The sequence below is a fragment of the Allobosea sp. TND4EK4 genome, from assembly GCF_900156025.1.
Classification (GTDB): Bacteria; Pseudomonadota; Alphaproteobacteria; order Rhizobiales; family Beijerinckiaceae; genus Allobosea.
This window is the reverse complement of the sequence record NZ_FTMO01000002.1, coordinates 524,186-548,861: the sequence shown is the minus strand read 5'-3', so window position 1 is coordinate 548,861 and position 24,676 is coordinate 524,186. Positions and strand designations below refer to the sequence as shown.

Annotated in this window: 23 protein-coding genes; 16 read left to right on the top strand and 7 right to left on the bottom strand. The window is 64.9% G+C overall.

The genetic code is table 11. The features are described 5' to 3' along the window. Positions 1–115 precede the first annotated feature (115 nt). Both BW981_RS07595 and BW981_RS07590 read left to right on the top strand, forming a co-directional pair. Entirely contained in the window at positions 116–412 is a 297-nt protein-coding gene (locus BW981_RS07595; RefSeq protein WP_076437718.1) for a hypothetical protein, read from the top strand. A 12-nt stretch (positions 413–424) separates the two neighbouring features. Then, entirely contained in the window at positions 425–2,293 is a 1,869-nt protein-coding gene (locus BW981_RS07590) for a MobA/MobL family protein (RefSeq protein WP_076437716.1), read from the top strand. A gap of 223 nt (positions 2,294–2,516) precedes the next feature. Here BW981_RS07590 and BW981_RS07585 read toward each other — a convergent pair whose 3' ends face one another. After that, complete coding sequence (locus BW981_RS07585; RefSeq protein WP_076437823.1) at positions 2,517–3,545, bottom strand: IS110 family RNA-guided transposase; 1,029 nt, start codon at positions 3,543–3,545, stop codon at positions 2,517–2,519. 198 nt (positions 3,546–3,743) lie between these two features. On the opposite strand from BW981_RS07585, the gene BW981_RS07580 reads away from it, so the two are divergent. Beyond that, positions 3,744–5,300, top strand: a complete 1,557-nt coding sequence (locus BW981_RS07580; protein WP_076437715.1) for an ISL3 family transposase — start codon at positions 3,744–3,746, stop codon at positions 5,298–5,300. Positions 5,301–5,376: 76 nt separating this feature from the next. Here the strand turns inward: BW981_RS07580 and BW981_RS07575 are convergent, their stop codons facing one another. Genes BW981_RS07575 through BW981_RS22505 form a run of 3 tightly spaced genes read right to left on the bottom strand, consistent with a single transcriptional unit; the run spans position 5,377 to position 9,042 of the window. Continuing rightward, positions 5,377–5,997, bottom strand: a complete 621-nt coding sequence (locus BW981_RS07575) for an IS3 family transposase (RefSeq protein WP_076437713.1) — start codon at positions 5,995–5,997, stop codon at positions 5,377–5,379. After that, complete coding sequence (locus tag BW981_RS07570; RefSeq protein WP_139333666.1) at positions 5,984–8,401, bottom strand: MobA/MobL family protein; 2,418 nt, start codon at positions 8,399–8,401, stop codon at positions 5,984–5,986. Before BW981_RS07570 ends, BW981_RS07575 begins: the two co-directional genes overlap by 14 nt. After that, positions 8,398–9,042 (bottom strand): hypothetical protein, encoded by a 645-nt coding sequence (locus tag BW981_RS22505; RefSeq protein WP_139333665.1) that lies wholly within the window; start codon positions 9,040–9,042, stop codon positions 8,398–8,400. Before BW981_RS22505 ends, BW981_RS07570 begins: the two co-directional genes overlap by 4 nt. Positions 9,043–9,922: 880 nt before the next feature. Here BW981_RS22505 and BW981_RS07565 point away from each other — a divergent pair. The 8 genes from BW981_RS07565 (at position 9,923) to BW981_RS07530 (ending at position 18,451) form a co-directional block, all read left to right on the top strand. Further along, a complete protein-coding gene (locus tag BW981_RS07565) occupies positions 9,923–10,732 on the top strand; it encodes a hypothetical protein (protein ID WP_139333664.1) in 810 nt (269 codons plus the stop codon). Between the two features lie 166 nt (positions 10,733–10,898). Continuing rightward, positions 10,899–11,345, top strand: a complete 447-nt coding sequence (locus BW981_RS07560) for a hypothetical protein (protein WP_076437708.1) — start codon at positions 10,899–10,901, stop codon at positions 11,343–11,345. Then, entirely contained in the window at positions 11,345–12,742 is a 1,398-nt protein-coding gene (locus tag BW981_RS07555) for an exonuclease domain-containing protein (protein WP_076437706.1), read from the top strand. Before BW981_RS07560 ends, BW981_RS07555 begins: the two co-directional genes overlap by 1 nt. 370 nt (positions 12,743–13,112) lie before the next feature. Continuing rightward, positions 13,113–14,027: a hypothetical protein gene (locus BW981_RS07550; protein WP_076437704.1), complete on the top strand. Its 915-nt coding sequence runs from the start codon at positions 13,113–13,115 to the stop codon at positions 14,025–14,027. 140 nt (positions 14,028–14,167) lie between these two features. Continuing rightward, entirely contained in the window at positions 14,168–15,160 is a 993-nt protein-coding gene (locus tag BW981_RS07545) for a hypothetical protein (RefSeq protein ID WP_076437702.1), read from the top strand. Positions 15,161–15,287: 127 nt separating this feature from the next. Further along, positions 15,288–16,181, top strand: coding sequence for a hypothetical protein (locus BW981_RS07540; RefSeq protein WP_076437700.1), 894 nt, complete (start codon positions 15,288–15,290; stop codon positions 16,179–16,181). Positions 16,182–16,301: 120 nt separating this feature from the next. After that, a complete protein-coding gene (locus tag BW981_RS22280) occupies positions 16,302–17,477 on the top strand; it encodes an AAA family ATPase (RefSeq protein ID WP_175624072.1) in 1,176 nt (391 codons plus the stop codon). Between the two features lie 203 nt (positions 17,478–17,680). Continuing rightward, entirely contained in the window at positions 17,681–18,451 is a 771-nt protein-coding gene (locus BW981_RS07530) for a hypothetical protein (protein ID WP_076437696.1), read from the top strand. Here BW981_RS07530 and BW981_RS22500 read toward each other — a convergent pair. The 3 genes from BW981_RS22500 to BW981_RS23020 all read right to left on the bottom strand — a co-directional run bounded on the left by BW981_RS22500 (position 18,363) and on the right by BW981_RS23020 (position 20,476). After that, positions 18,363–19,019 (bottom strand): hypothetical protein, encoded by a 657-nt coding sequence (locus BW981_RS22500; protein ID WP_139333663.1) that lies wholly within the window; start codon positions 19,017–19,019, stop codon positions 18,363–18,365. The two genes, BW981_RS07530 and BW981_RS22500, sit on opposite strands and share 89 nt — an antisense overlap. Next, a complete protein-coding gene (locus tag BW981_RS07525; RefSeq protein ID WP_076437694.1) occupies positions 19,016–20,260 on the bottom strand; it encodes a hypothetical protein in 1,245 nt (414 codons plus the stop codon). Before BW981_RS07525 ends, BW981_RS22500 begins: the two co-directional genes overlap by 4 nt. Positions 20,261–20,329: 69 nt before the next feature. Then, on the bottom strand, positions 20,330–20,476 hold the full coding sequence (locus BW981_RS23020) for a hypothetical protein (RefSeq protein ID WP_175624071.1): 147 nt from the start codon (positions 20,474–20,476) through the stop codon (positions 20,330–20,332). 181 nt (positions 20,477–20,657) lie between these two features. On the opposite strand from BW981_RS23020, the gene BW981_RS07520 reads away from it, so the two are divergent. The 5 genes from BW981_RS07520 to BW981_RS07500 all read left to right on the top strand — a co-directional run bounded on the left by BW981_RS07520 (position 20,658) and on the right by BW981_RS07500 (position 24,626). Continuing rightward, positions 20,658–20,921, top strand: coding sequence for a helix-turn-helix domain-containing protein (locus BW981_RS07520; RefSeq protein WP_076437692.1), 264 nt, complete (start codon positions 20,658–20,660; stop codon positions 20,919–20,921). An 85-nt stretch (positions 20,922–21,006) separates the two neighbouring features. Further along, positions 21,007–21,216, top strand: coding sequence for a helix-turn-helix domain-containing protein (locus BW981_RS07515; protein ID WP_139333662.1), 210 nt, complete (start codon positions 21,007–21,009; stop codon positions 21,214–21,216). 174 nt (positions 21,217–21,390) lie between these two features. Further along, on the top strand, positions 21,391–22,338 hold the full coding sequence (locus BW981_RS07510; protein ID WP_139333661.1) for a hypothetical protein: 948 nt from the start codon (positions 21,391–21,393) through the stop codon (positions 22,336–22,338). Positions 22,339–22,464: 126 nt separating this feature from the next. Then, on the top strand, positions 22,465–23,406 hold the full coding sequence (locus tag BW981_RS07505; protein ID WP_076437688.1) for a hypothetical protein: 942 nt from the start codon (positions 22,465–22,467) through the stop codon (positions 23,404–23,406). A gap of 8 nt (positions 23,407–23,414) precedes the next feature. Further along, positions 23,415–24,626 carry an AAA family ATPase gene (locus BW981_RS07500; protein ID WP_076437687.1) on the top strand — a complete coding sequence of 404 codons (1,212 nt, stop codon included), beginning with the start codon at positions 23,415–23,417 and terminating at the stop codon, positions 24,624–24,626. Positions 24,627–24,676: the final 50 nt, after the last annotated feature.

The window sequence follows — 24,676 nt, the reverse complement described above, 5'->3', positions numbered from 1 at the left end:
CACCGCAAGCTCGCCGCCTAACATCAACCCCCAGACGAGGCCCGCACTCCGCTAATCTACGCCGCGAGTTGTGCCGAATGTTCTGACGACGAACAGCGCGAAGAATCTGGGAGACGTGATCGACCTTAACCTCAAGCGCGATTTCGGTCGCGAGTTGGTTGCCCTGGCGATCGCAGAGCTCAATGACGGGGCCATGGAGCTGCTGCGAGAAGATTGCATCTCCTGTTTGGAAGCTGCCGTTTTTTACTCATTCAGTGGGCATAAGGCCTGGGCGAAGGCAGGAAACCGATGGCTGACTCCGTTCGTCGATACGTGGCTGGCGGACTGGCTGCGCCAGCGTCCCGTGATCGAAGAGTTCGCCCGGCTTTTGAGGGTCCTTAGGCCCTCGGCTGCGACTTGGTTGAGAGCTTAGAGGCTGCTCGTCATGGCCAAGGCACAAGACAAGGGCATCGAGCTCGACGAGGGCAAGTCGATCCTCGGGGCCGGTAACCAGAAGCAGGTCGAGCGCCTCCTGAAGAAAGCTGCGGACCAGGCCACCAAGGCGGCCAAGCGCAGATGGAAGCGTTCAGGCGGCAACCCCTTCTCAAACAACGCCCACGCGCGCATGGGTGGCATCGAGAGGGCGCTGACGAACGCGCTCACGGGTGCCCTGACGTTCCATAGCAACAACTCGGGACAGCGCCCCTCAATTAGGATGACCGCCCCCGACACGGGCGGCAGGCCGTTCCACTTCGACCACACCGCGGTGTCCTCGCAGACGATAAAGCTGAAGCCGGGCGAGACGGCCAAGGCCGTGCGCAAGTCGGGTAAGTTCGAAGCCAGGCCCAAGCGCCACACCAGCAGCAGCAGCGCGCACATGGCCTACCTCGAGCGCGACGGCGCAGCCGAGATGATCGAGGTCGACCTTGAGGACGCGGCTAGGATCCGAGCCGCGATCGGGGCGGCTGGTCGCGAGATCGCACCGGGTGGCATGCAGGGGTACCTTGAGGACCCGTCCAAGGCCGAGGACCTCGAGCAGCCGGCCGACGTCAAGCCACCGAAAGCGCTCGTCTTCTCCTACGGGACGCCGGAGATGGGCAAGACGCTTGAGGAGCGAATGGCCTTCTGGGACCTCGTCGAGGAGCACGCCAAGGGCGAGAGCGGCACGATCCAGCACCGCTTCATCATAGAGCTGCCCCACGAGGCGTCGCCCGAGGATCGACTGGCGATCATGGAGGCCTTCACCGCGAAGTTCGAGGCGGACGGCATCCCCTTCTATGCGGTGCTGCACGCGCCGACGGCTAAGAACGACAGCCGAAACTATCACGGTCACATCGTCATGTTAAACCGGCCGGCCAAAATGATGAAGTGGCCCCTCGGAGGCAAGGTCAAGGTCGGCCCGGAAGGCCCACTGGTGGACACCTGGGACTTCGCCGCCAAGAGCTTCCTGCCCGACGATTTCCGCGTCACGAAATGGCGCTACCCCAAACGCCAGACGATCCTCCCCGAATATCGAGCGACCTTCGTCAAGGACCAGCGCAAGCGCTTTTCCGACATCGTAAACGAGAGGATGGCCGCCGTCGGGAACCCCGTCCGCTACGACCACCGCAGCTACAAGGCGATGGGCCTCGAGGTCGACTCGATGAAGTCCATCTCCCGCATCATCAAGGACAAGGCCAAGGCGGGCGACCGCGTCGTGCTGGACTACGCACAGACCAAGAGAGACGTCCAGGCGGAGATCCAGAGGCTCGCTCGTGAACGCGCGCCGGACTATTCCGAGGTTTCGCAGATCCGCGCCGCTGTCAGGGCTGGCGACCGAGAGCTGCGCCAGCTCGAGAAGGAGGGCGACTTCCTCAAGAAGAAGCCGATCCTGCGGCGCGGCGCGCACGCGGTGAAGACCTTCGTCAAGCGCAAGGCGCTCGACTACGCCCGCACGCGGGCGCTGCACGTCGAGCGCTCGATCGAGGCGGCCCAGGAGATCCGCTCGGTCGAGCGCGTCGTCGAGGCGACGAAGCCCGAGATCGTCGCGCTCCTCCAAGCCAGGCTGGCGCGAAGCCTCCTCGACGCCCGCGCCAAGGGCAACAAGAAGGAGGTCGCCCGCCTCAAGAAGGAGATGGCGGTCGTGCCGAAGACCGCGCTCGCCGCGCTCCTCAACGACGTCGCCCGCTCCGAAGTCGAGATCCTCAAAGCGCGCCACGAGCGCGCCAGCGCCTCGAGGATGGCACGCGTGCGCCAGGCGATGCGCGACTGGCGCGCCGCCGCGCTGGGCGCCAGGCCGGACCTGACGCCGACCGCTTGTGTTTCGGACCTTTAATTGCGGAGAGCTGTCAACCTCGGATTTCGCGCCGTCATCGCCGGGGTCATGGTCCTTTCCGAGGTCAAGCGCCTCATGATGATGTTCGGGTCGGGTGCCTCAACGTGTGCAACGACGTTCCAGTGGACGTCAGCCGAAACAACGAGGTCACCACAACCGCCGTCCCGGCGGGGACATCGCGAGTACCGAGATTGGCACCCGTGAGCGGGAATGCAGGAAGCGCCTACGCCGTCTTTTCGCTCCCCCATTGGAAGCTGGTGCCGTCGACCCAGATGCAGTGGAGAAGCACGGCCATTTTGCGTGCGACGGCGACCTTGGCCTTCTTCATCCCGATCCGCTTGGAGAGACGAATGCCCCATGCTTTCAGCGCTGACCATTTCTTGGTTCGATGCATCAGGACACTGGCTGCCTCGTAGAGATATGTTCGCAGCAGGCGATCTCCCCAATGCGAGACACGGCCGCTGACATCCGTTTCCCCGGATTGTTTTCGCCGCGGCGTCAGGCCCAGGTAGGCACCGACATCGCTGGCCGAGGAAAAGCGCGAGGGATCATCGATCGTGTGGCGGTAGGTCAGCGCCGTCACCACGCCGACGCCGGGAACCGTCATCAGCCGGCGCGTAGTGCAGTCGCCATGAGCGAGACGCCGGACCTGACGATCAAGTTTTTCCTGTTCCTCGCAGGTTTGCTCATGGACCCTGAGGAGCGTCCCGATCACGGATCGGAGCGGATGATCCTCGGCAAGCAGCTCCAAGACCTTTCGCCGGAACTGTGATCCAATCGATCGGCTGAACTGTAGCCCATGCTCCTTCAGCATCGAACGGACTTGGTTCTCCAGATCGCGGCGGATGGCGACAAGCCTGGAACGCGCGACGAGCAGGGACCGGGTTGCCTGACTCTCCGGACTCTTCACTTTGACTTCTCGGTACCAACCGACCCGAACCAGCTCCGCCAGGCCTTGGGCATCGTTCTCGTCGCTCTTGTTCATTCGAACCGACAGCACTGCCTTCGCGTGACGGGCATCGATGCACACGACGGGCAGACCGATCCGGTTGAGTTCATGCCACAGCCAGCTCGACATGGCGCCGGTCTCGAAGCCGATCCGCTCGGCACCCGGCGCGCGCTTGCTCAATAGTTCCGCCAAAGCGCCGGGATCGGATCTCGCGCGGCCTTGAAAAACGACCTTTCCAGATTCATCGACGACGCAAACGCTGGTCTCTTTCTGCGATACATCCAGACCGACATACTGTTTCATGACGACCATCCCGTGCTCAGGCCGGCGCCGCTGCCGGCCGTCCATCAATCTGATGTCACGCCTCGACGGCAGCAATTACCTCATCGTGTGCAAGTTTGACCCCTTGAGGCGGGGGATCGGCGTCCAACTTTGGGTCTGACTCAAATCTGCTGCAGGTCGGGGCTGTTTTGATGCTGGTTTCCAGAAGGAATCAGCGCGATGAAGCAGCGATTTCGACCAGCCAGCTTGGTTCCCGCAGGTTTGATTGTCGACGGTATCACGATCGAAGGCGATCGCGTTGTTGTCCGAACCCGGTCCGCCGTCAGCGCCTGTCCATGTCCTGACTGCGGGGCGTTCTCGCAACGGATCCAAAGCCGGTATTTCCGGCGTGCAAAGGACCTGCCGCTCAGCGGCCGACGCGTCGAGCTCCAGGTCCTCGTTCGGCGCTTTCGCTGCGATGCCGTCCTGTGCGGCCGCCAGATCTTCGCGGAGCGCTTTGGTGACCGCGTCCTCGCGCCGCGAGCGCGTCGGACCGATCGTCTCGATCATATCGTCCAGCATCTCGGCCTCGCCTTGGGTGGCAGGCCCGGAGCAAGTTTTGCCGCGAGGATGATGCTACCGGTCAGCAACGACACGTTGCTGCGCGTGGTCCGGCAGCGTGCCAGGGTGCCGAGCGAGCCGCTGCGCGTGATCGGCATCGATGACTTCGCCTGGCGGCGCAATCACCGCTACGGCACGATCGTCTGCGACTTGGAGAGGCGTCGGCCGGTCGCGCTTCTTTCCGACCGGGAGCCAGCAACATCGGAAGCTTGGCTCCGCCATCAGCGGCTGGTCCATACAGTCGCTCGTGACCGTGGCGGTGGCTATGGAGAGGCGGTGGCACGGGCCCTGCCGCAGGCCGTCCAGGTTGCCGACCGCTGGCACCTGATGGAGAATGCCAGCCGCGCTTTCCTCGATGCCGTGCGCAAGTCGATGCGCCAGATCCGTAGCGCCATTGGTGCCACCGTCGTCAATCCTGCGCTCCTGACGGCGGCGGAGAAGCTGCAATACGATGGATATCTGCGGCGGGAAGAGATCAACGCGGCGGTCCTCGCCCTCTGGCGGGAGGGTGTGCCGATCAAGCAGATCGTCAAGCGCACCGGCCATCACCGCCAGACTGTCAGGCGGATCGTCCGCGGCGAGCGCAGCGACGTCTTCCGACCTCGCCAGAGTTCGTTGGATGCGCATCTGCCCTGGCTCGATGCGCAATGGGACGCGGGAACTCGGAACGCAGCTGCTCTCTGGCGCTCGATGAGGACGAAAGGCTTCCGGGGAAGCCTCAGGGTGATCTCGGAATGGGCGACACGCCGCCGCCGCGCGGAGAAAGCGGACGCAAGCAGCCTCGCGCGTGTCCCGTCGGCCCGGACCATCGCGCGGTTGATGACCACCGGTCGCGACAATCTCACAAAGGCTGAAACCGTCACGATCGCGGCGATCGAGGACGGCGTGCCGGCATTGGTCGAGGCTCGCGAGATCATCGCCGACTTCCATGCCATGATTAGGATGAAGCGGGCCGAGCCCTTGTCATCTTGGATCGATCGAGCCTCCCAAAGCCTGGTCGCCTCCTTGGCCAATGGCGTCCGACGAGACGAGGCCGCTGTGCGAGCAGCAATCCTCTCGACTTGGTCGAACGGTCAGACAGAAGGCCAGATCACCCGCCTCAAGCTCGTCAAACGCCAGATGTACGGCCGCGGAAAGATCGATCTTCTCCAGGCGCGTCTGATCGGCGCGCAATGATCTCAAATGTCAGCGGGATTGCGTCAGACCCAATATTGGACGCCGATCTGGAGTGCGCCCCTGCGGGTAGACAGGATCAGGCTGCGGATTTGACCGCTAGCCGGGCGTGTTGATCCTCGAACTGCTGCGGGCTGAGATAGCCGAGAGCGGAGTGCAGTCGGTTGGCGTTGTAGACGTGATCGATGAAGCGTGGAAGGTCGGCGGCGATATCCTCGAAGGTGTCATATGCCATCGGATAGACGGCTTCGACTTTGAGCGTCTTCATGAAGCTCTCGGCCTTGGCGTTATCGTAGGGGTTGCCGCGGCGCCCCATCGATCCGACGAGACCGTGTTCGGCCAGAGCGTGCCTATAACGCCCCGCAGCATATTGCGATCCGCGGTCGGTGTGGTGGACGCAGCCGGGCGGCGGTTTTCGCTTTTCGATGGCGGAGTGCAGTGCGGCCAGTGTCAGCCGGACGTCGATCGAGCGGCCGATGGCATACCCGACGACCTTGCGCGACCAGGCGTCGAGGATGACGGCAACGTAGACGAAGCCCACGGTGATCGCGACGTAGGTGATGTCGGCCACCCAGAGCTGGTTCGGCCCATCCGGCACGATATCCTTCGCCAGGTTCGGGAAGATCGGCAGTTCATGATCGCCATTGGTGGTGGCGACGTAGCGCCGGCGCCGACGCGGTTGAAGGTCATGCTCGCGCATCAGGCGCCTGATTTTCTTGTGGTTCCGGCGGCTCTGGCGCGGTCGGTGCCGCGACGGGCTTCTCGGGCTGCGGCGCGGGTGGCGTGGGCGGTCGGGTTGGTTCCTCGGCGGGGCGGGGCTCCGGCGCGCGCCCGGCTGCGACCCTGGCCGCGAACTCGGCCCGCTGGGCCCGGACGACCTCAGCGGCACCCCTGGGGACGCCGGCGAGCGGGCTCCTGTCGCGGGGCCCGAGCGTGAGCGCGAGCTCGCCGTGGGCCGGGCCCTGCTTGAAGGCCGCGACGAGGGCCTTGACCTCGTCCATCACGACCTCGGCGGTCTCCTTGCCCGGGACCTTGATCTTGGCGGCCTCCTGGATGTGGTCGCTGATCCGGTTGGTCAGCTCGAGGGCGATCCGGGACTGCGGCGTGTTGAACATCTGGTCGATCATGTCGTGCGCCGACTCGGGGTAGTGCCGGTAGAGGCTCTTGGGGGCCTCCGGCTCGTCGCGCGGCGCGTAGTTCGGCACGGGGGGCGCGCCGGCGTGCTCGGTGTGGGCCGGCAGTTCGACGGGCGCCGGCCTCTCCGCCAGCACGCCCCAGGCCCGTAGGGCCCGCGCCATGCGCGATTCGGTGCGCGCCAGGGCCTCGGCGTGCTCGCGCTCCGCGCGCTTGAGCTCGGCCTTGGCCTCCCTGTGGATGAGGGTCACGATCTCCGGATCCGGGAGCGCGTCGAGTTGGGCCGTGAGGCCCTCGACGACTCTCTCCGTCTTGCGCTTGGGGCGCTCGGCCCCTTCGGGGGCCGGCTTGCGCTTGGGATCGGCCGCGTCGCGGGCGGCGGCCTCCTCGTCGGCCTTCTGGGCGGCCTTCAGGCCCCTCTCGATCTTCTCGCGCAGGGGCGCCGACGCCTGGGGGTCGGTGGCCTCGACGTAGCGCCTCAGGTTGAACGACTCGAGGCGCAGCTCGATCTCGCGCTTGACGTGGGCCTGCTTTGCCAGCGCGTAGCGCAGGGCGGCGTGGGCGTAGGCCTTCTTGAGCGCGTGGCCGGCGTGCCTGACGAGGCCCTTGCGGCCGAGGTGGCGCGCCTCGCGGTCGAGGTGCGTCAGCCGCGTCGTGCCGCTGCGGACGGCGCGCTTGATCCGCTCGACCTCGGAGAGGTCGACCTGGCGCTCGCGAGCGATGCGCTCGATCTCGAAGTCGACGAGCCGCTTGGTCTGGCCGGAGTCGAGGACCAGGCGCTCGCCTGCCTTCGCCTTCTCGAGGATCATGCCCTTGACGGACTTCATCGCCTCGACCGGCAGGCCCATGGCCTTGTAGCTGCGGTGGTCGTAGCGGACCGGGACGCCCGACGCGATCATCTGCTCGTTGACCGCCTGGGCGAAGCGCTTGCGTTCGCTGGCGACGAACTTGCCCCTGTAGTCCTCGAGCACGTTCTCGCGAAGCGGGTACTGCGTGGGGTAGTTGTCGTGCTTGTCGCGGATTTCTTCGGTCGCGGCGAACGTCCAGGTGTCGACCAGGGGCCCGTCCTCCCTGCGGAAGCTCTTCCCGCCTTCGGGGAAGGGCTCCTTCCAGGCGGGCCGGTTGAGCAGGACGATGTGGGCGTGGAAGTTCCTGTCGTCGTTCTTGCCCTCGACGGGGGCGTGGAGGACGCACCAGTAGGGGACGCGGTCGTCCTCGTACTTCTTCGTGAACGAGCGCATGACGGCGAGGCGGTCCTCGGCGGAGCACTCGTGGGGCAGCTCGACGATGAGGCGGTGCTGGATCGTGCCGTTGCCGCGCTCGGCGTGCTGCTCGGCCAGATCCCAGAAGGCCATGCGCTCCTCGAGCGTCTCGCCCATCTCAGGGGTGCCGAAGCTGAAGGCGACCTCGCGCGACGGCCCCAGGCCATTGGCCTTGTCGTTGGCGGCGAGCTTCTCCTCGTCCTCGAGGTAGCCCTGCATGCCGCCGGGCGTGCGCCCCCGCCCGCCCCGGCCCATGGCCGCGTCGAGCTCCTTGTCGAGGTCGAAGGCCTCGGCGGCGCCGTCGCGCTCGATGTAGGCCATGTGCGCCCCGCTCGTCGTCGTGTGCGACGTCGGCTTGGCGAACTCCTTCCTGCGCTTGCCGTAGGTGTTGGTCGCGGGCGCCGTCTCGCCCTGCTTCAGGGCGATCGACTTCTTCGAGACGGCGGTGTGGTCGAAGTGGAACGGGCGCCCGCCGGTGTCGGGCGCGGTCATCCGGATCGAGGCGCGACCGCCCTTGGCCTTGGCCCCGTGGTTCCTCAGCGCCTTCGAGAGCGCGGCGGCGAACGCTGATTCAGTGGTGTGCCCGAGGCCCTTGAAGGGATTGCGCTTGACGGCGTTCTCGACGCGCTTCTGGGCCTGCTTGGCTTGCCTGTCGGAGGCGCGCTTGAGCATCCGCGCAATCACGTCGGCGTCGGGCGAATTCATCATGAACCCGGCCACCCGTCAGTGTTCCGGGTCTTCGTGTAACTTTCGAGAACGTGAGCCCAACACTCGGCAACGCGCTTGGCGCGTTGAGCCCGAGGGAATAGCGACGCGCGCATCGATGCCGATTTGGGAGGAATGATTTTAAACGTGCGTATTATGGGGATATGTCGAGAATATGACCGGAAGTCTCGCAGCAACGCCAAAATAATGACAGCCAACGTCGAACAATCATATTGTATCAATTTACCATTTCTTGTTGAACGAAAACTCAAATTAAAATCAAATTGTTCGTCATCTCCAAAGTTGCCGAGCTCGACAAAAATATCGTCGCCTCTTTCAAGCGCCTGACTCAGAAATTGATCGTTCCACGCAAGCGCTTCTACCAACGGCTCCACAAACTGATCAAAATCCTGAAGTGGCTCAAATAAAGGGTGCGGCCACCGCTCCCCTTCCAAGCCACTCATCAAATGAATGCCGGGGTCATTATAGATTGAAGCCAACTCAGAGAACGCAGTAATATCTGATTTTTCTGTAGAATCCGCAGAGAAAGATCGCTTATATCCTGGTATCAAAGCGATTTTGGCTAAATATCGAAAGTATGATGCCTTTTTGATGGCATCGCGAGGATCATTCGCCCAGATCACCCAACGGTCATATTCCTCGTGAGATACAGAATGTAAAAACGTAACGCAGGACAAGAATCGGGGAACGCTGCTCGCGGTGCCGCAGTCATGCCCAAAATAATACATAGCGCTCTGGCCTCAATCCGTTTCTGCACCGGACCCTCGCCAGAGGTTGGGGAGACCCGCCGCTCTGGCGAGGGTCTCAACCTCATCACGTCGATTTCCAGGACCCAGTCGGCCCGAGGCTATTTTTGCCCATCGACATAGTCAGGGGTGTCTGATTCGGTTCGCTCGATCAACCCAAGAGGCGCGGTCGCCGGCCTTGGTCGCGCTTTTGGAGCGCTGAGCCAAAAGTCGGAAACAGGAAAGCTTCGACGTTGGTCTCTCGGCGCAATGTCGGAACAGGCTGGCTGTCGAATGGAAAGTAGGCTTGGCGCCAGGTCGGCGCCCCATCGCCAACTAAACGAGAGCGCTTGATCCTTACCGTTCGAAATGCACCGCGCGACGCACACCTGACGCCCCGTGGCTTGCGAGCGCAAGTGGGGGAAGTCGTCAATCATCATGAGCGAACGGCGTTCGGCCGTCGTTTCTATCGATGTCGCCACCAATTTGAGGAATTTGAATCACGTTGCTTGACTATTGTGAGCGGCATGGTTTATGTTACTTTTCGTATGCTGAATAGCGGCCGAGTGCTTGAGGTTGTCAGCATGGCCAGTCTCGCCTCTCACTCAGGCGCGATCAGGGGCAGGTGGAGTCCGCCCTCATGGCACTGCCGTGATGCGCGCCAGACGATCTGGCAAGGTGGCGACATACGCTGCGCTAGAAAGTCGGCTGGGATCCTAGGGGGTCTCGTTCTCCACGTTCACAGATCCGGTGAATGCAGACCCCTGGGAGAACCGCTATGGCCACGACGATCGGTGTTACCGCGAATAAGAAGGCTGAGAAGTCGCAAAAGCTGCAGAGTTTCCGTGTAAACCTTTACGGAGACCACAGTCGCGTACTTTTCCAGTGGTCTGGAAAAGCCGTCTCCGCAGACGCTGCAGAGGCATTGGGCTACAATGCCTACAAGCTCGCGGTGCGCGCGCTGTGCCAGGCACAGAGCGTGTCGGCGCAACTTAGTCAGCTCGATCTGGACATTAAATCATCAGAGGTCCAGGCATCGTCGGTACAGGACGGCTGGCGCATAAGCTTCGTCGTGCCACAACTGATCGCAAACTCCGAGGGCGCCTCCCTTGCGAAGCTGCCAGTCGAACAGCTGAGAGCGCTCGTCGCAAGTGCAGCGCTGACTGACCCGGCATCCCGGGAGGCGGCGCGCAACCTTGAGCCTATGCTCATTGGTTTTTGGTTCTGTCACGAAGGCCAATATGGGGGCAAAGGCAAGGGACTTAGGGAGGTCGGCACGTGTCTTTTGATCAAGCGCGAGAACAGGGAAGTCCGGCACTATTTTATAGATGCGGCGCTCCGGGACGCGCTCCGGCTCGTGACCTTACGCACTAGCTTGCCCTTTCGCGGGACCGCGCTACCCCGTTATCATCCTTTCGCAGGGCCAACCACAGAGTTATTGTTGCCCGCCAGCGCAACTATCAGGACCATCGTCCTGACGGATCCGCCCCAACCGCCGCTGCTCTTGCTTAACTGGCTCGACAGTGAAGGGTACGGCTCGGTGGCGGACCGGCTTCGCGCCAGATTCGAACCTGCTGTGGTGAAATAAGATCGAAGGATGTGGCTGTCGTCAGCATGCCAAGTACGAAATGCGCCAGAATTCCCCGTTGAAGGTTGGAAAAGAGAGAAGCGATCGGAGCTCTCGACCGAGTACCCCTGTGAGCTTTGTCCGGAGAGGGCGGCTGCGGGCCTGATCCTCCGACGGAATATGTCTCATGACCAGTTCGAACATGGGCGGCGACACCGCCTTGCCCGATGACGAGGAGCTGCGGCTCTATCAGCGCGCCTATCTCGCCCAGCAGCAGGCCGACACGCTTTATCTGCGCTGGGAGGCGTGCATGGCGCATGCAGTTCTGCTCGAGCAGAACCCCGGCAAGATCTACCACGATCATGCGGGGTTGAACGGGCGCCAGTTGGGCGAAGGCGCGCGGGCGGCCGCCCGTCGCTTTGCGCTCCTGCTTGCCGAGCCGCCGGCCTTTGCCGAAGAGATCCTGGCGCTGAAGATCGCAGTGTATGAGGCGATGGCGCGCGACGACGACGAGATGCGCCGCTCTCGCGCGGCGCCGATGATCGAGATGGCGATGCATGCCGATGCGAAGGATCTCGGCATCGTGCTGACGAAGGTTCCGATCGGCATGGACCCCGGCCAGGGAACGCACTGATGGCCGGGTACATCTTCTACGATCTGGAATGCACCGGCTTGTCGCCGGCCTTCGACGTTCCCGTTCAGGCCGCCTTCGTTCGGACCTGCGACGATCTCGTCGTTCAGGACGAGTTGGTCCTGCGGGCGCGCCCGCCCGATCACATCGTGCCGTCGCCCGAAGCCTTGTTGGTTACGGGCCTGCGGCCCAGTGACCTGATCGAGGCCCCGCTCGACCAGCTTGGCATGATGCAAGCCATCGCCGCGTTCATCGAGGCCGCGGCGCCAGCCACGATCATCGGCTTCAATAGCCTGAAATACGACGAGGAGATGCTGCGCCAGGCATTTTTTCAGAATCTGCTGCCGCCGTATCAGACCTCGCTTGGCGGTCACCGGCGCGCCGATGTGCTCGTGATGGCGCGGGCCGTGGCCGCGCTCGATCCCGGCGCGATCCGTGTTCCCGAGCAGAAGGGCAAGCCGTCCTTTCGGCTCGGCGAGCTCTGTCGTCTGAACGGCATCGGCCTCACCGAAGAGGACGCGCATGACGCGCTCGCCGACGTGCACGCGACGATCGAACTGTTCAGGCTGCTGCGGGAACGCTCGCCGACCCTGATGGCGGCGCTCTTGGAGAATGCCGACAAACGTCACGTCCAGGCGCGGCTCGATGCCGGCGGACTCCTCGGCTTGTTGGCATTTGGCACGATCATACCCGTCACGGGCCTGATGACGGCGCCCGCCAACCCCTCGAGCATGGCGGTCGCTGATCTCAGCGTTGATCCCGCCAGCTATCTCGATCTGCCGCCGGCCGAACTTGTGGCCGCGATGAACGCGCGGGGCGAGCGCCCAATCCGAATGGTTAAGCTAAACGCCCAGCCGGTTTTGCTGCCATGGAGTCTGTTTCGTCACGCTGCTGCACCGTGCGAAACCGACGCGGTCCATCTGGAGCGCATCCGGCAGATCAGCGCTCATGATGATATCTGGTCGACTCTGCCAACGGCACTCGAGATGCGTTTTGCCGACCGTGCGCCCAGCCCATGGCCCGAAGGCCAGCTCTACGATCACTTCATCCCCAATGGCGATGCCCGGGCCTGTGTCACTTGGCACCGGCTTGACTGGGATCGGCGAACTGCATTCGCCGCGGAAAACTTTTCAGACGAAAGGTTGCGCGCCTTCGCGAACCGTCACGCTTTCCTCACCGCACCGCAGACTCTCTGCGACAACGGTCGGCGAAAAGGGCAGGACTGGTTGCTGCACCGTCTGACGACGTCAGAGGACGTTCCCTGGTTGACGCTGCCGCGTGCGCTCGCGCGCTGCGTCGAGCTGAAGGTGGCCAGCAACAACGATAGCGAGCGTTCGCATCTCGACGAGATCGCGCTGTGGCTAGCCGAGCGCTTGAAGGCAGCCCAGACCTCGCTCTGACCGGCACGGCATCGGCACGGTTCCGAGACGGCGTTCTAACGGGAGTTCCCGTGCCGCGCCCGTCCCGGTGCCGTCTCGCTGCGGTCGGGCGCAATCGGCACGGCTCCGGCACGGAGTTCTAACGGATTTTGTGGTGCCGGGTCCGTCAGGGCTCCGACCCGCGGCGGTCGGACGCAACCGGCACGGCAACGGCACGGCTGCGGGACGGCATTCTAACCAAATTTCCCGTGCCGAGCCCGTCCCAGTGCCGTGCCGGTCTCGTGTTGTTGTTGGAAATAGCGGGTCCAAGGCGGCCGGGCTCGGCCGGTCGGGAGGAGAGGAAGGCGTGATGCCAGGAGGGAATGACCCCTCGGGAAAAAGGAAACACACCATGTCGAACACCATCGCCTCGCTCGCAGATCTCGAGCTCGAACTGCCGCTCCGCCCGATCACCGACGACCTCTCCGCGTTCACACGCAGCCTGTCGCTGTCTGGCAGCGCCGAGCAGGGCTATGCCGCCTTTGCGGCCCAGACCTGTGCCGTGGGTGACGTCGCCTCGCGCGCGCGGGGCTATGCCGAGGAGATCATGCGCTTCCTCGCGCTCGCCGACACTTCCAGCAAAAGCCAGGTCGCACTCTTCCTCGACATGCTGATCGCGCTCTCGCTGCTCAACACCGCATCGACAATCGCCGTCGCCCTCGCGCCGCCCCGCAGTGCTGCCGACTTCGCAACGCGCCAACGTGTCCTCGTCGACGTCCTCGCGGCAATAGGCGATGACGCGGGGTTCGCTAACCTGGCTCGAAAGGCATTCTTCCATGGAGGCGATGATGACGCTTCCGGTGGCCGTCACGACCTCCGCGCCGCCAGCGTTCCGGGGATCGAGGATACGCGAGACCGTATTCCCGCGGCGGTCGGCCTCGAACAGGGCATGAGCCTCGCCGCCTTCCTGAAGGATCAGGCTCCGGCGGGTACGCTGATCGAACGGGCCGCCCTGCAGCTCGACGACGCCGACGGCTTCGCGCGCGAAATCGAAAGTGCCGATCTCGATCAGGAGCGGCTCGACCGGCTGCAGCGCGCGCATCAGGGGGCCTGCCTCCTGGCAACCGCCGATCTGGCGCGCGCCTGCCTGATCGCCGCCGTCTCGAGCCGCAATGATCACCTGGGGGATCGCGTGGCGGATCTCTCTCGCCGCCTCGGTGAGGCGCGCCTGCGCGATATCGTCGCCTTCGCCGCCCAAGCCGCCGATCGCCTGAGCGATCTCCGGCGGATGCAGCACGAGGCCGCCGGTCGCTCCAAGCTGCTCTGAACCCAGGCATCTGTCGATCCTCCAACGCTCGCCGAGCTTGCGAAGGGCGCCGCGGACCGCGGCGCCCTTCGCGTTTCCAGGAACAGACGAGGGACAGCGTGGCCGCAAGGGCCATGACCCACGTGAGAACGAAACCGAAAATGACTGAACACGACCCTCAGCGCCCCATCACGCCGCATGACGGCGATGCGCACGACCGGCGGATCGGACCAATCCGCGATCCGCTTGCCTCCATTTCGGAGGCGATCGGCGACGACCCTACGATCGCCGAGCTTGTCGCCTTGCGCGCCAGCGCGCCGGATCTGAAAGAGGCCGCGCGCGACGCCAAACGCTGCGCCGACGAGGGCACGCGCGTGCAATTGGGTGGACCTCATCCCCACATCGTCTGCAACGCATCTGTGGCGCTGAAGCTCGCTGGCCTGTCCTGCGCCGCACTCGTCGCGATCTGGCCGTCTGATTCTCTGCAGGAGGCCGAAGCCAAACTGGCCTTGGCGGAGCATGGCGGTCCCTATGGCGCCGATACCGACCGGGACACGGCTGCGATGCTGGAGCCCGACACGGCCATCCGCATCCGTCATAAGCGCGCCGCCTTCGACCCGGGTTCGCTGATGCTGCAGCCAGGTCCCGTGGCTCCCACCAGCGGCGACCGTGGTCTCGCGACCTGGCCGCTGAAGCGCTTCGATCTCGTCGATCTGACGCCCCAATCTGGCGGCGAGGTTCTGCTCTCATCTCGTCAGATCGCGCGCTGGGGCGCGTTCCTCACGGCCGAGCCCGACTTCGAAAAGCTCGAGGCGCGTGTCGAGACGATGATCACCACGGCCGATCGTCTGAAAGCGCTCGCTCGGCAGACGATCGAGGATGCGACACATCTGCGACGTGCATCGGAAGCGGCGCTGATCCTGGCCTATCTCGCCGCGGCGCAGATCGCGATCTGGCCCGCCTTCAAAGGCTCGACCGGTGCAGCCGTTAAGCAGCGGCTGGTCAAGATCATCAATGACCGGGCATCCCGCAACGATCCGCTGCCCATGCAGGCGACGATCCGGCACCTCTATTCGGAGGCGATCTGGCCAGCGAAGCAGTGGCGGTATGGCGTGACCATCGAGCTTGAGCCTGACTGGCTGCCGATCGTCTGAAACAGGCCAACACAGCCGAGAAATCAAGGAAGGGCGGCGCCGTGAGGTGTCGCCCTTTTGCATGCCGAAGCGAGCGGGAAGGCGCTGCGAGGAGCAGATCACCCCTCCTGAAAACGGAACGAAGTCCATGAATACCAATACCGAATCGACGATCTGCGCCGACGACAATACGCTGAAGCGGTCGACCGAACTGGTCGGGATCTGCGACGAATTGGAAGCTCTTGAGTTCCTCATCGACGATGACGAGCCCGGGCTCCGTCGTGTCGCTGCAGTATCGCGCGATCGTCCCGCGCTGGTCCAGATCCGGGCGCGTGCGCAGTTCCATACGTCCGAGATCTCCCGCACGCTGGGTGACGTCCGAGACGGCACGGTTGCGCCGGATGAGGCTATTCTCGATAGCACAACGGCTCTGACCCTGCTGGTCGACAGCGCCAATGTCGCGTCGCTGCTGGTCGTACCTCGGGACTACGACGATCATCGCGCGCTCGCCGACCTGCGGCGCGCCATGCGCAAGGTGGCAAGTCGCTCTCGCGACCCTGACGTTCGTGCTCGCGTGACGCGGATCTGCGGCGGCGAGTTCGTCGCGATGAGCGAGCAGGGGATGAAGCCGCCGAGGCTGCCGTCACGCGTCTGCCAGGAGAGTGACGCGACGCCGGGCCAGCCTGGGGCATATCCGATCTCGACGACGCCATCGCTTCGGCTCTGGCTGGAGACAGGAATCGATCCCGCCGACCTGCTCGACGGCGCCCGCAGCCTTCTCGCGCAGCTCGACGTCTGGCGGCGGGTGCAGGGACGGATCTCTGAGCCGGGCCTGCTGGCAGATTCAATCCGGGGCGCCGAGCTTCTCGCCTACGCGCGTCTTGCTCGGATCTGTCTATGGCCGGCCCGCGATCCAGAAGAGGTTGCCATCCGGCAGGCGGCGCTCGCGGTGATAGCGCCGCGCTACCGTGACCCGGATCATCTACGTGCTGTCGTCGAGTGGGCGTTTGAGATTGGCGAGGCCCGGCTCCATCCAGGCTGACCCCGAGCCAATCCGTCATCGCTGTACTGGCCAAAAAGGCGCGACTGCTTCGTCGCGCCTTTCGTCATGACCGATTCCCGGGGGGGCAGCTCGACCGAGCCCGCCCACGGGATCAAGACCATGAACGATGAGATTTTTGATAGTGCCTATGCCGATGCGGACAAGACAGCGCTTCGACCCCACCTCAATGGTTCCAGAGGACCTGGGGAAGGTGATGGTGTACCAGCGCCAGGGCCATCAATAGAAGCGGAACCTCCGCATCACGTCGCCATCTTCGACCCCGGGGCGCTGCTGATCCAGCTCGAGCGCTGTTACGGCCGGGCCTATCAGTTCGAGGCCGAGACTGAACTAGGTCTTCCTCAGCCCAACCTTTCAACCGAGGAGCAGGTCCGGCTTGATAAACTGCGCTGGCTGGCCGACGACGAGCGCGGCCCGGCACGGCCGCTTCTGTTCGGATCGCAGGCGACGCGCGACCGGTTGGCGAAAGCCCGTCTGGCGTGCCCCGGTTTCGCCGTGGTCATCGACCTGGTCGATCGCTGCGTGGCGCTCTCGATGTTGTCCGGCGCCGCGCTCTCAGTTCCGCCTATCCTGATGCTCGGGCCACCTGGGATCGGCAAAACGCACGCTTCGAAGGCAATCGCGAAGGCGCTCGGGGTCGCCTCGCATGCTTTCTCCTGCGCGACCAATAGTGACGCTCAACAGCTTGTCGTTGGCCATCCGACCTCTTGGCGCGGCTCGCGCATGAGCGTCGTGAACGAGGCCCTGGTTGGCGGCGACACTGCGCAACCCGTCATCATTCTCGACGAAATCGACAAGTTCCAGACCCATCGCGACGAGCAGCCCTATCACGTCCTGCTGAATCTATTCGAGCCGGAAAACAGTCGGGCTCTCGAGGACGAGTACCTGCGCATTCCCTTCAACCTATCGTATACGATCGTCGTCGCGACGGCGAACGACGCATCGCGCCTGCCAGACTACATCTTGGACCGGCTGGCGGTTTTCGAGATTGCGCCACCGTCGGGCGATGAGCTCCTGGCCATTACCCGCCTGATCGTCGCCGCGGCCCTTGCCGAGGCGCGAGGGGCAATCGTTCCACCTGGAGACGATGTCCTCGCGCGGCTCGCCCGCGCCAATCCCAGACGCATCACGCGCATCGTCAGGCTTGCCCTCGGCTACGCCGCCGCCGCCGGGCGTGACCATCTCAACCTTGCGGATGTCGAGGCGGCCGATCGCCTGACCGCCGGGGCGGCGAAGCCGGAGGCGATCGGGTTTCTCGGCGCCGGCCGTGACGGCTGATGAGCCTCGGCGGGGATGGAGAGCTGAAGTGAGAAGGGAATCGCGAGGCGCTGATGCCTCACCCCACGGGACTTAGAGGAACTGACGATGACGACGAACACGAATGCCAGCCAGACCAGCAGCAAGCGCAGCTCCATGGCTCCGGGAACGCAAATCCTTCCCGATGGCTCTGCCGGCGTCGTAAGCCACTGGTGGGAAGTCCAGTGGCCACGCGTCGGGGGAACGATCTCCTGCCGCTCGCGGAGGACGCCTTCACCTCGGTGGCCTTCGAGATCCGGTATCAAGCGGGAGAGCTGGTCTTCATCTACGTCGCCGGCTGCCCGGAAAATCATCGCAACCCCTCGGTCGAGCGCGGGCTGCGTGGCGTGGCGGAGCGGCTCTACGCCTGTCTGCACAAGGTCTCGGTGACCGCCCAGGTCAATATCCGCAGCCGGCTGCGCGAGCTCTCCAAGGACCGGTACGGCTGTCAGACCCTCTCGGTCGATGGGTATGTCTGTAGCGACAGGGGCTTCGACAACTGGACCGCCCAGATGATCCTGCCTCACGGTGGGCCGCTCGAGGGCTCGCCGGTTCGCGTCGGTGACCGCTGTCTTCACGTCAGGCTGCCGCAGGATATGTCGAAGGACGAGTTCGATGAGCGCCTGCACGCGGCGATGCGCAACGCGTCACTCAACGACTGGCTCGATTCGGTAGAGGGGCAGGCGCATTGCGCCCAGATCGGGCGCAGTCCAGACGAGTTCCGACGGCTCACCGGCTACGGCTTCGCGAGGGACCAGCGCGTCTCGCTCGCAAAGGAGTTCTACTTCTTCAGGCCCAAATCGCGCGATGCCGACCGCCTCGTGCGCATCGCCGAGGTCATCATCCACGACTGGTGCACGACGCCGCCTAAGCAAAGGTCGCTCGCGAGCTACAAATCCCGGGGGCAGGGGTACTACGGCCAGGAGTCTGCGGCTGTCGGTGGTCGAATCGCGTAGGCGGCAATCGGTCGACGACGACCGGTGAATACGGCGTTACAACGCGCCGTATCTCATAGCGACGTTGGCCGGTCGGGTTGCCGCGAGAATCACCCCCGCGCAGATAGTCCGTCGCATAGGTGATTCGCTGCCGTTCGAAGACGATATCGCGGAGGCTTTCGCCGATGAGATCGGTCTCGCCCAACAAGCGGAACGCCGCTCCGGGCTCGGCGACGAACACCAGACCCTTAGCCTCGACGACATTGCCGGTCGGATCGGATTGCCAGCGCACCGAGACCAGAGCGAGCTTGCGGCTGTCGCCCTCCGCAGAGCCGTAGTGGACGTCGGCGTTGACGGCGTTGACGGCGAGCGCGCAGCGGGTCGGCTTGAAGTCCATACCGGTGCAAGCTTGCGCCCTCGCGGTCAAAGCCGCCCGGATCTCGGCTGCGGCAGGGCCCCGGGCGACGCCGAGCGCGTCATCGGTGTCGGCATAATGCTCGCCGACCTCGGCGCGCGCTGTGGCGATGGCCAGCATCAGGCCAAGCGTGGCCAGCCCGTATCGCTTCAGGTTCATCGCAGCGTGGCTCATCGGGCCGCCTCCAGCCAGCGCAGCTTGGCGTCGCGGCATTCGAAGGTGGTCATCCCGCTTCCGTTGAACAGATCGGCAAGGGTGACGACCGCCCCGGTGGCGAAGCCCACGCCGCGGACAACCGGCGTCGGGTCGTTGCGGTCGAGCGTGGTGGCCAGGCAGCCGACAAGGTCGGAGGCGGTGGTCAGCGGCGCCTTGCCCTCGAGATTGCCGAGCGCCCAGACCTCGACGCCGCCTTCGCGCGAAGCTTTGCGCAGCTTCAGGTTCACCGAGACTCCGCCCTGCGCTGGCCCGATCGTGATCGAGGGTGAGCCGAACCAGGAGGTCGTGGTCGTGACCGCGAACCCGTCGATCGTGGCAGCGCAGACCATGGTGTTGTAGTCGACCGGCCCCAGTGTCCCGTTGGCACGCGCAACCGTCATCAGCTTCGGCCCGCCCAGCGTCTCGATGCCGGCCTTGTCGAGCGCGTTCTTGCAGGCACGCTGGATGAAGGAAGCTTCCATGCTCTTGCAGGACGTGTCGATGGCGCGCATGCCGTCGTCCTGGCTGGAAAACAGAGTCTTCGACCAGACCTCGTTGCACGCCTGACGCGCCGTGCGGATCAGCTTGTCGGCGACGATCTTGTTGCCATACGCCTCTTCCAGGTTGTCAACGATCTCGTCGGTCACCTGCCGTCGGATCGGCAGGACCGCGGCCTCGTAGCGCTCCTTCGCGCTGCGGGCGAGCGCCGGGTCGCCAATCCCGAGATTGGGCATCGGCAACCACTTGGCAGCGACCATGGCTTCCAGCGTCCGATCGCTGCGCTCGGCTGTCGCAATCGCAGTCTGGAGCCGCGTCTCGGCCGCCTTGGCCAGCACGGCGTCGGCCCGGGCCGTGCAGCCGGCGATGACGGCATTGATCAGGTCGTCCGGATAGAAGCTCCGCAGCGGCCACCAATTGTCCTGCGCGCCGTAGCCGGTGCACCAGCCTCGCGCCGTGCCGATGCTTTCCTTCGCCGCCCTGATGGCGATCCAATCGAGCATGCCGCTGACGAGGACGTCCTTATTGGCAAGAAGATGCGCGTTGACGGCATTCCAGCAGCTGATGGTCAGGCCGCGCGCCGCGCGGGTCCGGGCATCGACCGGCGCCGCATTGGTGTCGAGCAGCGGCGGTCCGGCCGAGTACCACGGCCCAAGGAGTTCGGAGCAGACCTGGCCCGCCTTCGGGATCGCCGGCCGCGACAGGTCGAGCAGCGCGATCAACCGCGCGACCTGGTCCGATAGTCTGGCCGCCTGCGCGGGAACCTCGGCACCACGATCGCTGCCGAGCTGCTAGAAGCGCTGCTGCAGCGCCTTGGCCTGCACCGCCGCCCCATCGTCGCGGAAACGCAGGCCCGCATCTGGATAGGCTGCTGTCGCCGTTGCAACGAGGCAGAGGCTCGATGCGATCAGGAAGCGGGATAGGGTTTGCCGGATCATGCAGGTCTGCCCTCAGGCGCTGTCGTTCGACAGCTCGTAACATGGGACTATAGGCATCTTACTAATTGACGCTGAAACCGGTGTCGCTGGAGGCATCACCGGCACTGGGACTTGGGATTGAACTTAATAATGGGTCTAATTACCGTGGATAAATCGACCCTGATCCGTTGGACATCGCGCGGTGGACGCGCGCGAACTCCTTGCCTGGAACATGAGACGGCTGCGGGTCGAGCGCGGCCTGTCGCAGGAGAAGCTGGCGCTCGATAGCGCCATCGACCGAACCTATGTCAGCCGGCTCGAGCGGCGGATCGAAAACCCCTCGATCGCCATCGTCGAAAAGCTCGCGCTGACGCTGGATGTTCCGATCGCGCAGATGTTCGCCGAGCCCGGCCATGACGACCCTGCCCCGCAGCCGCTGCGGGCTGGCCGTAAGCCGAAGAGCTGAACGGCCGGACCTCGGCCGGAGATATCAGAGAGAAGGGCTCTCCCGCTCCAAACGGAAGGGAACCCCCATGAATCCAGCAAAGCCTTTGCCGGCCGCCGCGCTGCTCGCCCGCAATCTCAAGCGCCTGCGTGATGAGCGCGGCCTGAGCACCGAGGATGTCGTCCGCCTCTCCGGCATCGCCGCGATCCGCCTTGAAGCGATCGAGGCGGCAACCACTCAGGCCCACCTTGACGAGGTGGGCCTCCTCGCGCTCGCGCTCGGCGTGCGCATCGCGACACTCTTCGCCGCAGAATGAAGCAAACCGAACCGAAGCGCCCGACAGGTGCTTCGTCATCGGGAACCCAGAGGCAGCGCCTTCGCCGGCGCTGCCTTTTCGATTCCTGCAACGCCGGGCAGCGGCAAGCCATCAGGAGAAAGGAGAAAACCGACGGAATGACACCGTCACCCCCATGGATTGAAGGACAAGATCATGAATACCAAGACCCGCCGCGACGAGCTGCTCAGCACCATCGCCATCGACCCGAACCGCTATCCCGTCACCGACGATCTCGCGGGGCTGGAGGAGCTTGTCCCCGCTGCGCCAAGCGAGGCGGAGAGCCTCGCCATCTTCCGCAACCAGCTGCCCGGCCTGCTGGAGATCAGGGGTCGCGGCCAGGCTCACACCGAACAGGTTCGGCGCCTGATCCTGCTCCTCGCCCGCGAGAAGGGGCAGGTCGAGCGCTGGATCAATGTGGCCAATGCGCTGACGATCCTGACCAATGCGTCGAACCTCGCCCTGCTCCTGCTGCCGGACCGCTCGGCGGACGACGTCTGGGCGCGAGAGCAGTTCGGCCGCAACCTGCTGCGCCATGCCCGCCGGAACGGCGATGGCGAGGACATCGCCCTGGCGCGTCGTGCGGTCGGCGATCTCCCGCAGCGCCCCGCGCATCTGGCGCTGCCGACCAGCGCCAATGCGGTCGCCGAGATGATCGAGACCATGGCGCGACGGGTCGGCGCGCTCCAGCTGAAGCCGGGGGATGTGACCGAGGCCGGCGCGCCCCGCGCCTGGACGCTCGAACAGGCCGGCAGCCTGAAGGCGTACTTCGCCGCTGCGCCCGATCTCGGTGAGCTTCTAGACGGCGCCCGTCACCTCCTCGCACTCGTCGATGAGCTGCGCCGTGGTGACCAGCCGACCGGGATGGACGACGCCGCGATCGAGGGCGGGCTGATCCTCGCCTACGCCCGGCTGCTGCGCGTCGCGCTCTGGCCCGCCCGCAATGCGACGGATGTCGCCGCCAAGATCGCCGCCCGCGATCTCGTGCGCTCCCGCGATGCCGACCCCGACAGGCTCGGCGCGCTCTGGGAGATCGCCTTCGGGCAGGGCGAGACGGTGGCTGGCCAGAGCACCCGGTTCCTCAACATCGACGAGATCGACTGACGGCCGGATTGCAGTATCCGTCGCGGACTATGCGGAGGGGCGCGCCTGCAAGGGCGCGCCTTTCGTCATGGCGATGAGGAGGAGGTGAAAGGGCGGATAGGCCGACCCCTCAGGACAATCCAGATCATGACCGACAACACTGCACCGTCCCTGCGCGACCTCGTCTTCACAACCGATAGCGTGCCCGTCATCGACGAGCTCGCCGCGCTCGATACGCTTCTGCCGGAGCTGCCGGACGCGCTGGAGTGCCATGCCGCGCTGCTCGAGCGGCTCCCGCCGATCCTCGACCTTCGCGGCCGCGCACTGGTGCATACACGAGAGTATGAGCGCTTCCTCACCCTCGCGGAAGCCGATCCCTCGGCATTGGAACATCTGGTTGATATCGGCAACGCGCTCGCAGTCCTCGCCCATGCCGGCGGAATCGCGATGCTGCTCGTTCCGCCCGGCTCGGCCGAGGACCGCTTCGCGAAGGCCATGCTCGCGAAGGAGCGGGACCAGCAGTATCGCAACGGCGGCGGTGTTCATGATCCGAAGCTGATGGAGCGCGCGCTGCGGCGGTCTTTCGCCGACAGCGATTCGCGTCTCGTCATCGGCGCGCGCATCCTGGCCGGCATGGGCGAAGCCGCCCGGCACTTCAGCGGCGCCGTCCTGCCGCAGCCGGGTGCCGGCGACGGCACCGCACCCGACGTCTATCACCTCGAACATGGGCCGGCGCTGGAGGCCTGGTTCGACGATCCGCCCGATCTCGCTCTCCTGCTCGGCGAGGCGCGGGACCTGTTGGCGAGCGTCGAAGCCTGGTCGCAGGCCGAGCCTCCATCTCCCTTCTGGTACGGCGCCCGGCGGGGCGCGCTCATTCTCGCCTATGCAAGACTCTGCCGGATCGGGCTTTGGCCGGCGCGCACATCGGCCGATCTCGTCGCGAAGATGGAAACGGAGCGCCTGATCAGCGAGCGCACTGAGGACCCCGATGCGATGCGAGCCCTGGTCGAGATCGCGCTCGGCGTCGGGCGCCGCATCGCCCGGCAGGGCGGGCGCTTCGTGAGCGTCCTCGGCGGCGTCGAGCTGTGAGGTCGGTCATGAACACGATCCCGTCCTACGACGCCGAGTTCCTTGAGAACCGGCGCTATCTCGAACTCCAGGTCCAGCTCGGTCATCTGCGTGACCAGCGCCCTGATGGCGCACGCACTGACACGGACGCGGACGGTGCCAGTGAAGTCGGCGCCGGCGGCACCATCGAACCCGTCGGGCCGAAAATCGAAATCTATGATGCCGAGCGCTTGGCGCGCCGTCTCGGACACGGCGATGGCTTCGTCGGAGATCCTGCTGAGGCCAATAACGACGAGGATGCCGGTCAGGCCCGTCAGGTCAGGCTCTGGACCAAGATGCATGCCGACGAGCGCGGGCCCTGGCGCCGACTCGTCGTCCCCGACGAGGCCATGATCGCGCGTGTTGCCGGCCTCAACGCGATCTGTCCTCACTTCGGGGAGATCACGGCCTGGATCGTTCGGGCGGCCAATCTGGCCCAAGCCACCGGCACTCCGCTGCGGCTGGATCCCGCCGTGGTCGTCGGGCCACCCGGTACGGGCAAGACCTTCTACGCCCGAAAGCTCGCCGAGGCGATGGGCGTTCCCTTCGAGGTCATCGCCATGAACCTGATGACGGATCGCGGTTCGGCCTTCTCCGGGTTGACGCCGGTTTGGCGGGCATCCGGGCCCGGTAAGGTTGCAAAGCTTTTGATCGAAGGCAGCCATGCCTGTCCGCTCATCGTCATCGACGAGATCGAGAAGGCCTCGCCGATCAATCCGCGGGAGACCCCGGAGAATGTCCTGCACTCGCTGCTCGAGCGCGAGAACGCCGCCCGCTTCGTCGACGAATTCGTCGATCTGCCGATCCGCGCCGATCACATCTTCTGGTTCGCCACGGCGAACAGCCTCGATCCGCTGCCGACGAGCATCGTTGACCGGATGATCGTGTTCACGATCGAGCCCAAGCCCGCCGAGATGCTCGCCATCCAGAGAAGCATCTTCCATGAGGCGAATCTGCGGGTCGGCCAGAGCTTCGCCGAGCCCGGGGCGGAACTGTTTCGGGGCACCGCCAGCCACAATCCGCGGACTCTCTCGCGTCTCTGGGACATCGCCATGGGTTTTGCCTGCGAGGCCGGGCGGCGACACCTCGTCGCCGCCGACATCCGCGGGGCCGAGCAGGTCCTGCTCGCCGGGAGAGAAGGCGCGAGGAGGCCGATCGGGTTCATCCGCCAAGCCACCAAGGGAGAGAGGGGAGGAGAGTGAGGCGAGAACGGGAGTACCCCCGGGAAGCCCGAGACCGACAGGAAACGAAA

Bases quoted from the DNA above. Each gene is read 5' to 3' on its own strand.
- BW981_RS07590 (WP_076437716.1), top strand. From the start codon at position 425: ATGGCCAAGGCACAAGACAAGGGCATCGAGCTCGACGAGGGCAAGTCG.
- BW981_RS07585 (WP_076437823.1), bottom strand. From the start codon at position 3,545: ATGAAACAGTATGTCGGTCTGGATGTATCGCAGAAAGAGACCAGCGTT.
- BW981_RS07580 (WP_076437715.1), top strand. From the start codon at position 3,744: ATGAAGCAGCGATTTCGACCAGCCAGCTTGGTTCCCGCAGGTTTGATT.
- BW981_RS07575 (WP_076437713.1), bottom strand. From the start codon at position 5,997: ATGCGCGAGCATGACCTTCAACCGCGTCGGCGCCGGCGCTACGTCGCC.
- BW981_RS07570 (WP_139333666.1), bottom strand. From the start codon at position 8,401: ATGATGAATTCGCCCGACGCCGACGTGATTGCGCGGATGCTCAAGCGC.
- BW981_RS07565 (WP_139333664.1), top strand. From the start codon at position 9,923: ATGGCCACGACGATCGGTGTTACCGCGAATAAGAAGGCTGAGAAGTCG.
- BW981_RS07560 (WP_076437708.1), top strand. From the start codon at position 10,899: ATGACCAGTTCGAACATGGGCGGCGACACCGCCTTGCCCGATGACGAG.
- BW981_RS07555 (WP_076437706.1), top strand. From the start codon at position 11,345: ATGGCCGGGTACATCTTCTACGATCTGGAATGCACCGGCTTGTCGCCG.
- BW981_RS07550 (WP_076437704.1), top strand. From the start codon at position 13,113: ATGTCGAACACCATCGCCTCGCTCGCAGATCTCGAGCTCGAACTGCCG.
- BW981_RS07545 (WP_076437702.1), top strand. From the start codon at position 14,168: ATGACTGAACACGACCCTCAGCGCCCCATCACGCCGCATGACGGCGAT.
- BW981_RS07540 (WP_076437700.1), top strand. From the start codon at position 15,288: ATGAATACCAATACCGAATCGACGATCTGCGCCGACGACAATACGCTG.
- BW981_RS22280 (WP_175624072.1), top strand. From the start codon at position 16,302: ATGAACGATGAGATTTTTGATAGTGCCTATGCCGATGCGGACAAGACA.
- BW981_RS22500 (WP_139333663.1), bottom strand. From the start codon at position 19,019: ATGAGCCACGCTGCGATGAACCTGAAGCGATACGGGCTGGCCACGCTT.
- BW981_RS23020 (WP_175624071.1), bottom strand. From the start codon at position 20,476: ATGATCCGGCAAACCCTATCCCGCTTCCTGATCGCATCGAGCCTCTGC.
- BW981_RS07510 (WP_139333661.1), top strand. From the start codon at position 21,391: ATGAATACCAAGACCCGCCGCGACGAGCTGCTCAGCACCATCGCCATC.
- BW981_RS07505 (WP_076437688.1), top strand. From the start codon at position 22,465: ATGACCGACAACACTGCACCGTCCCTGCGCGACCTCGTCTTCACAACC.
- BW981_RS07500 (WP_076437687.1), top strand. From the start codon at position 23,415: ATGAACACGATCCCGTCCTACGACGCCGAGTTCCTTGAGAACCGGCGC.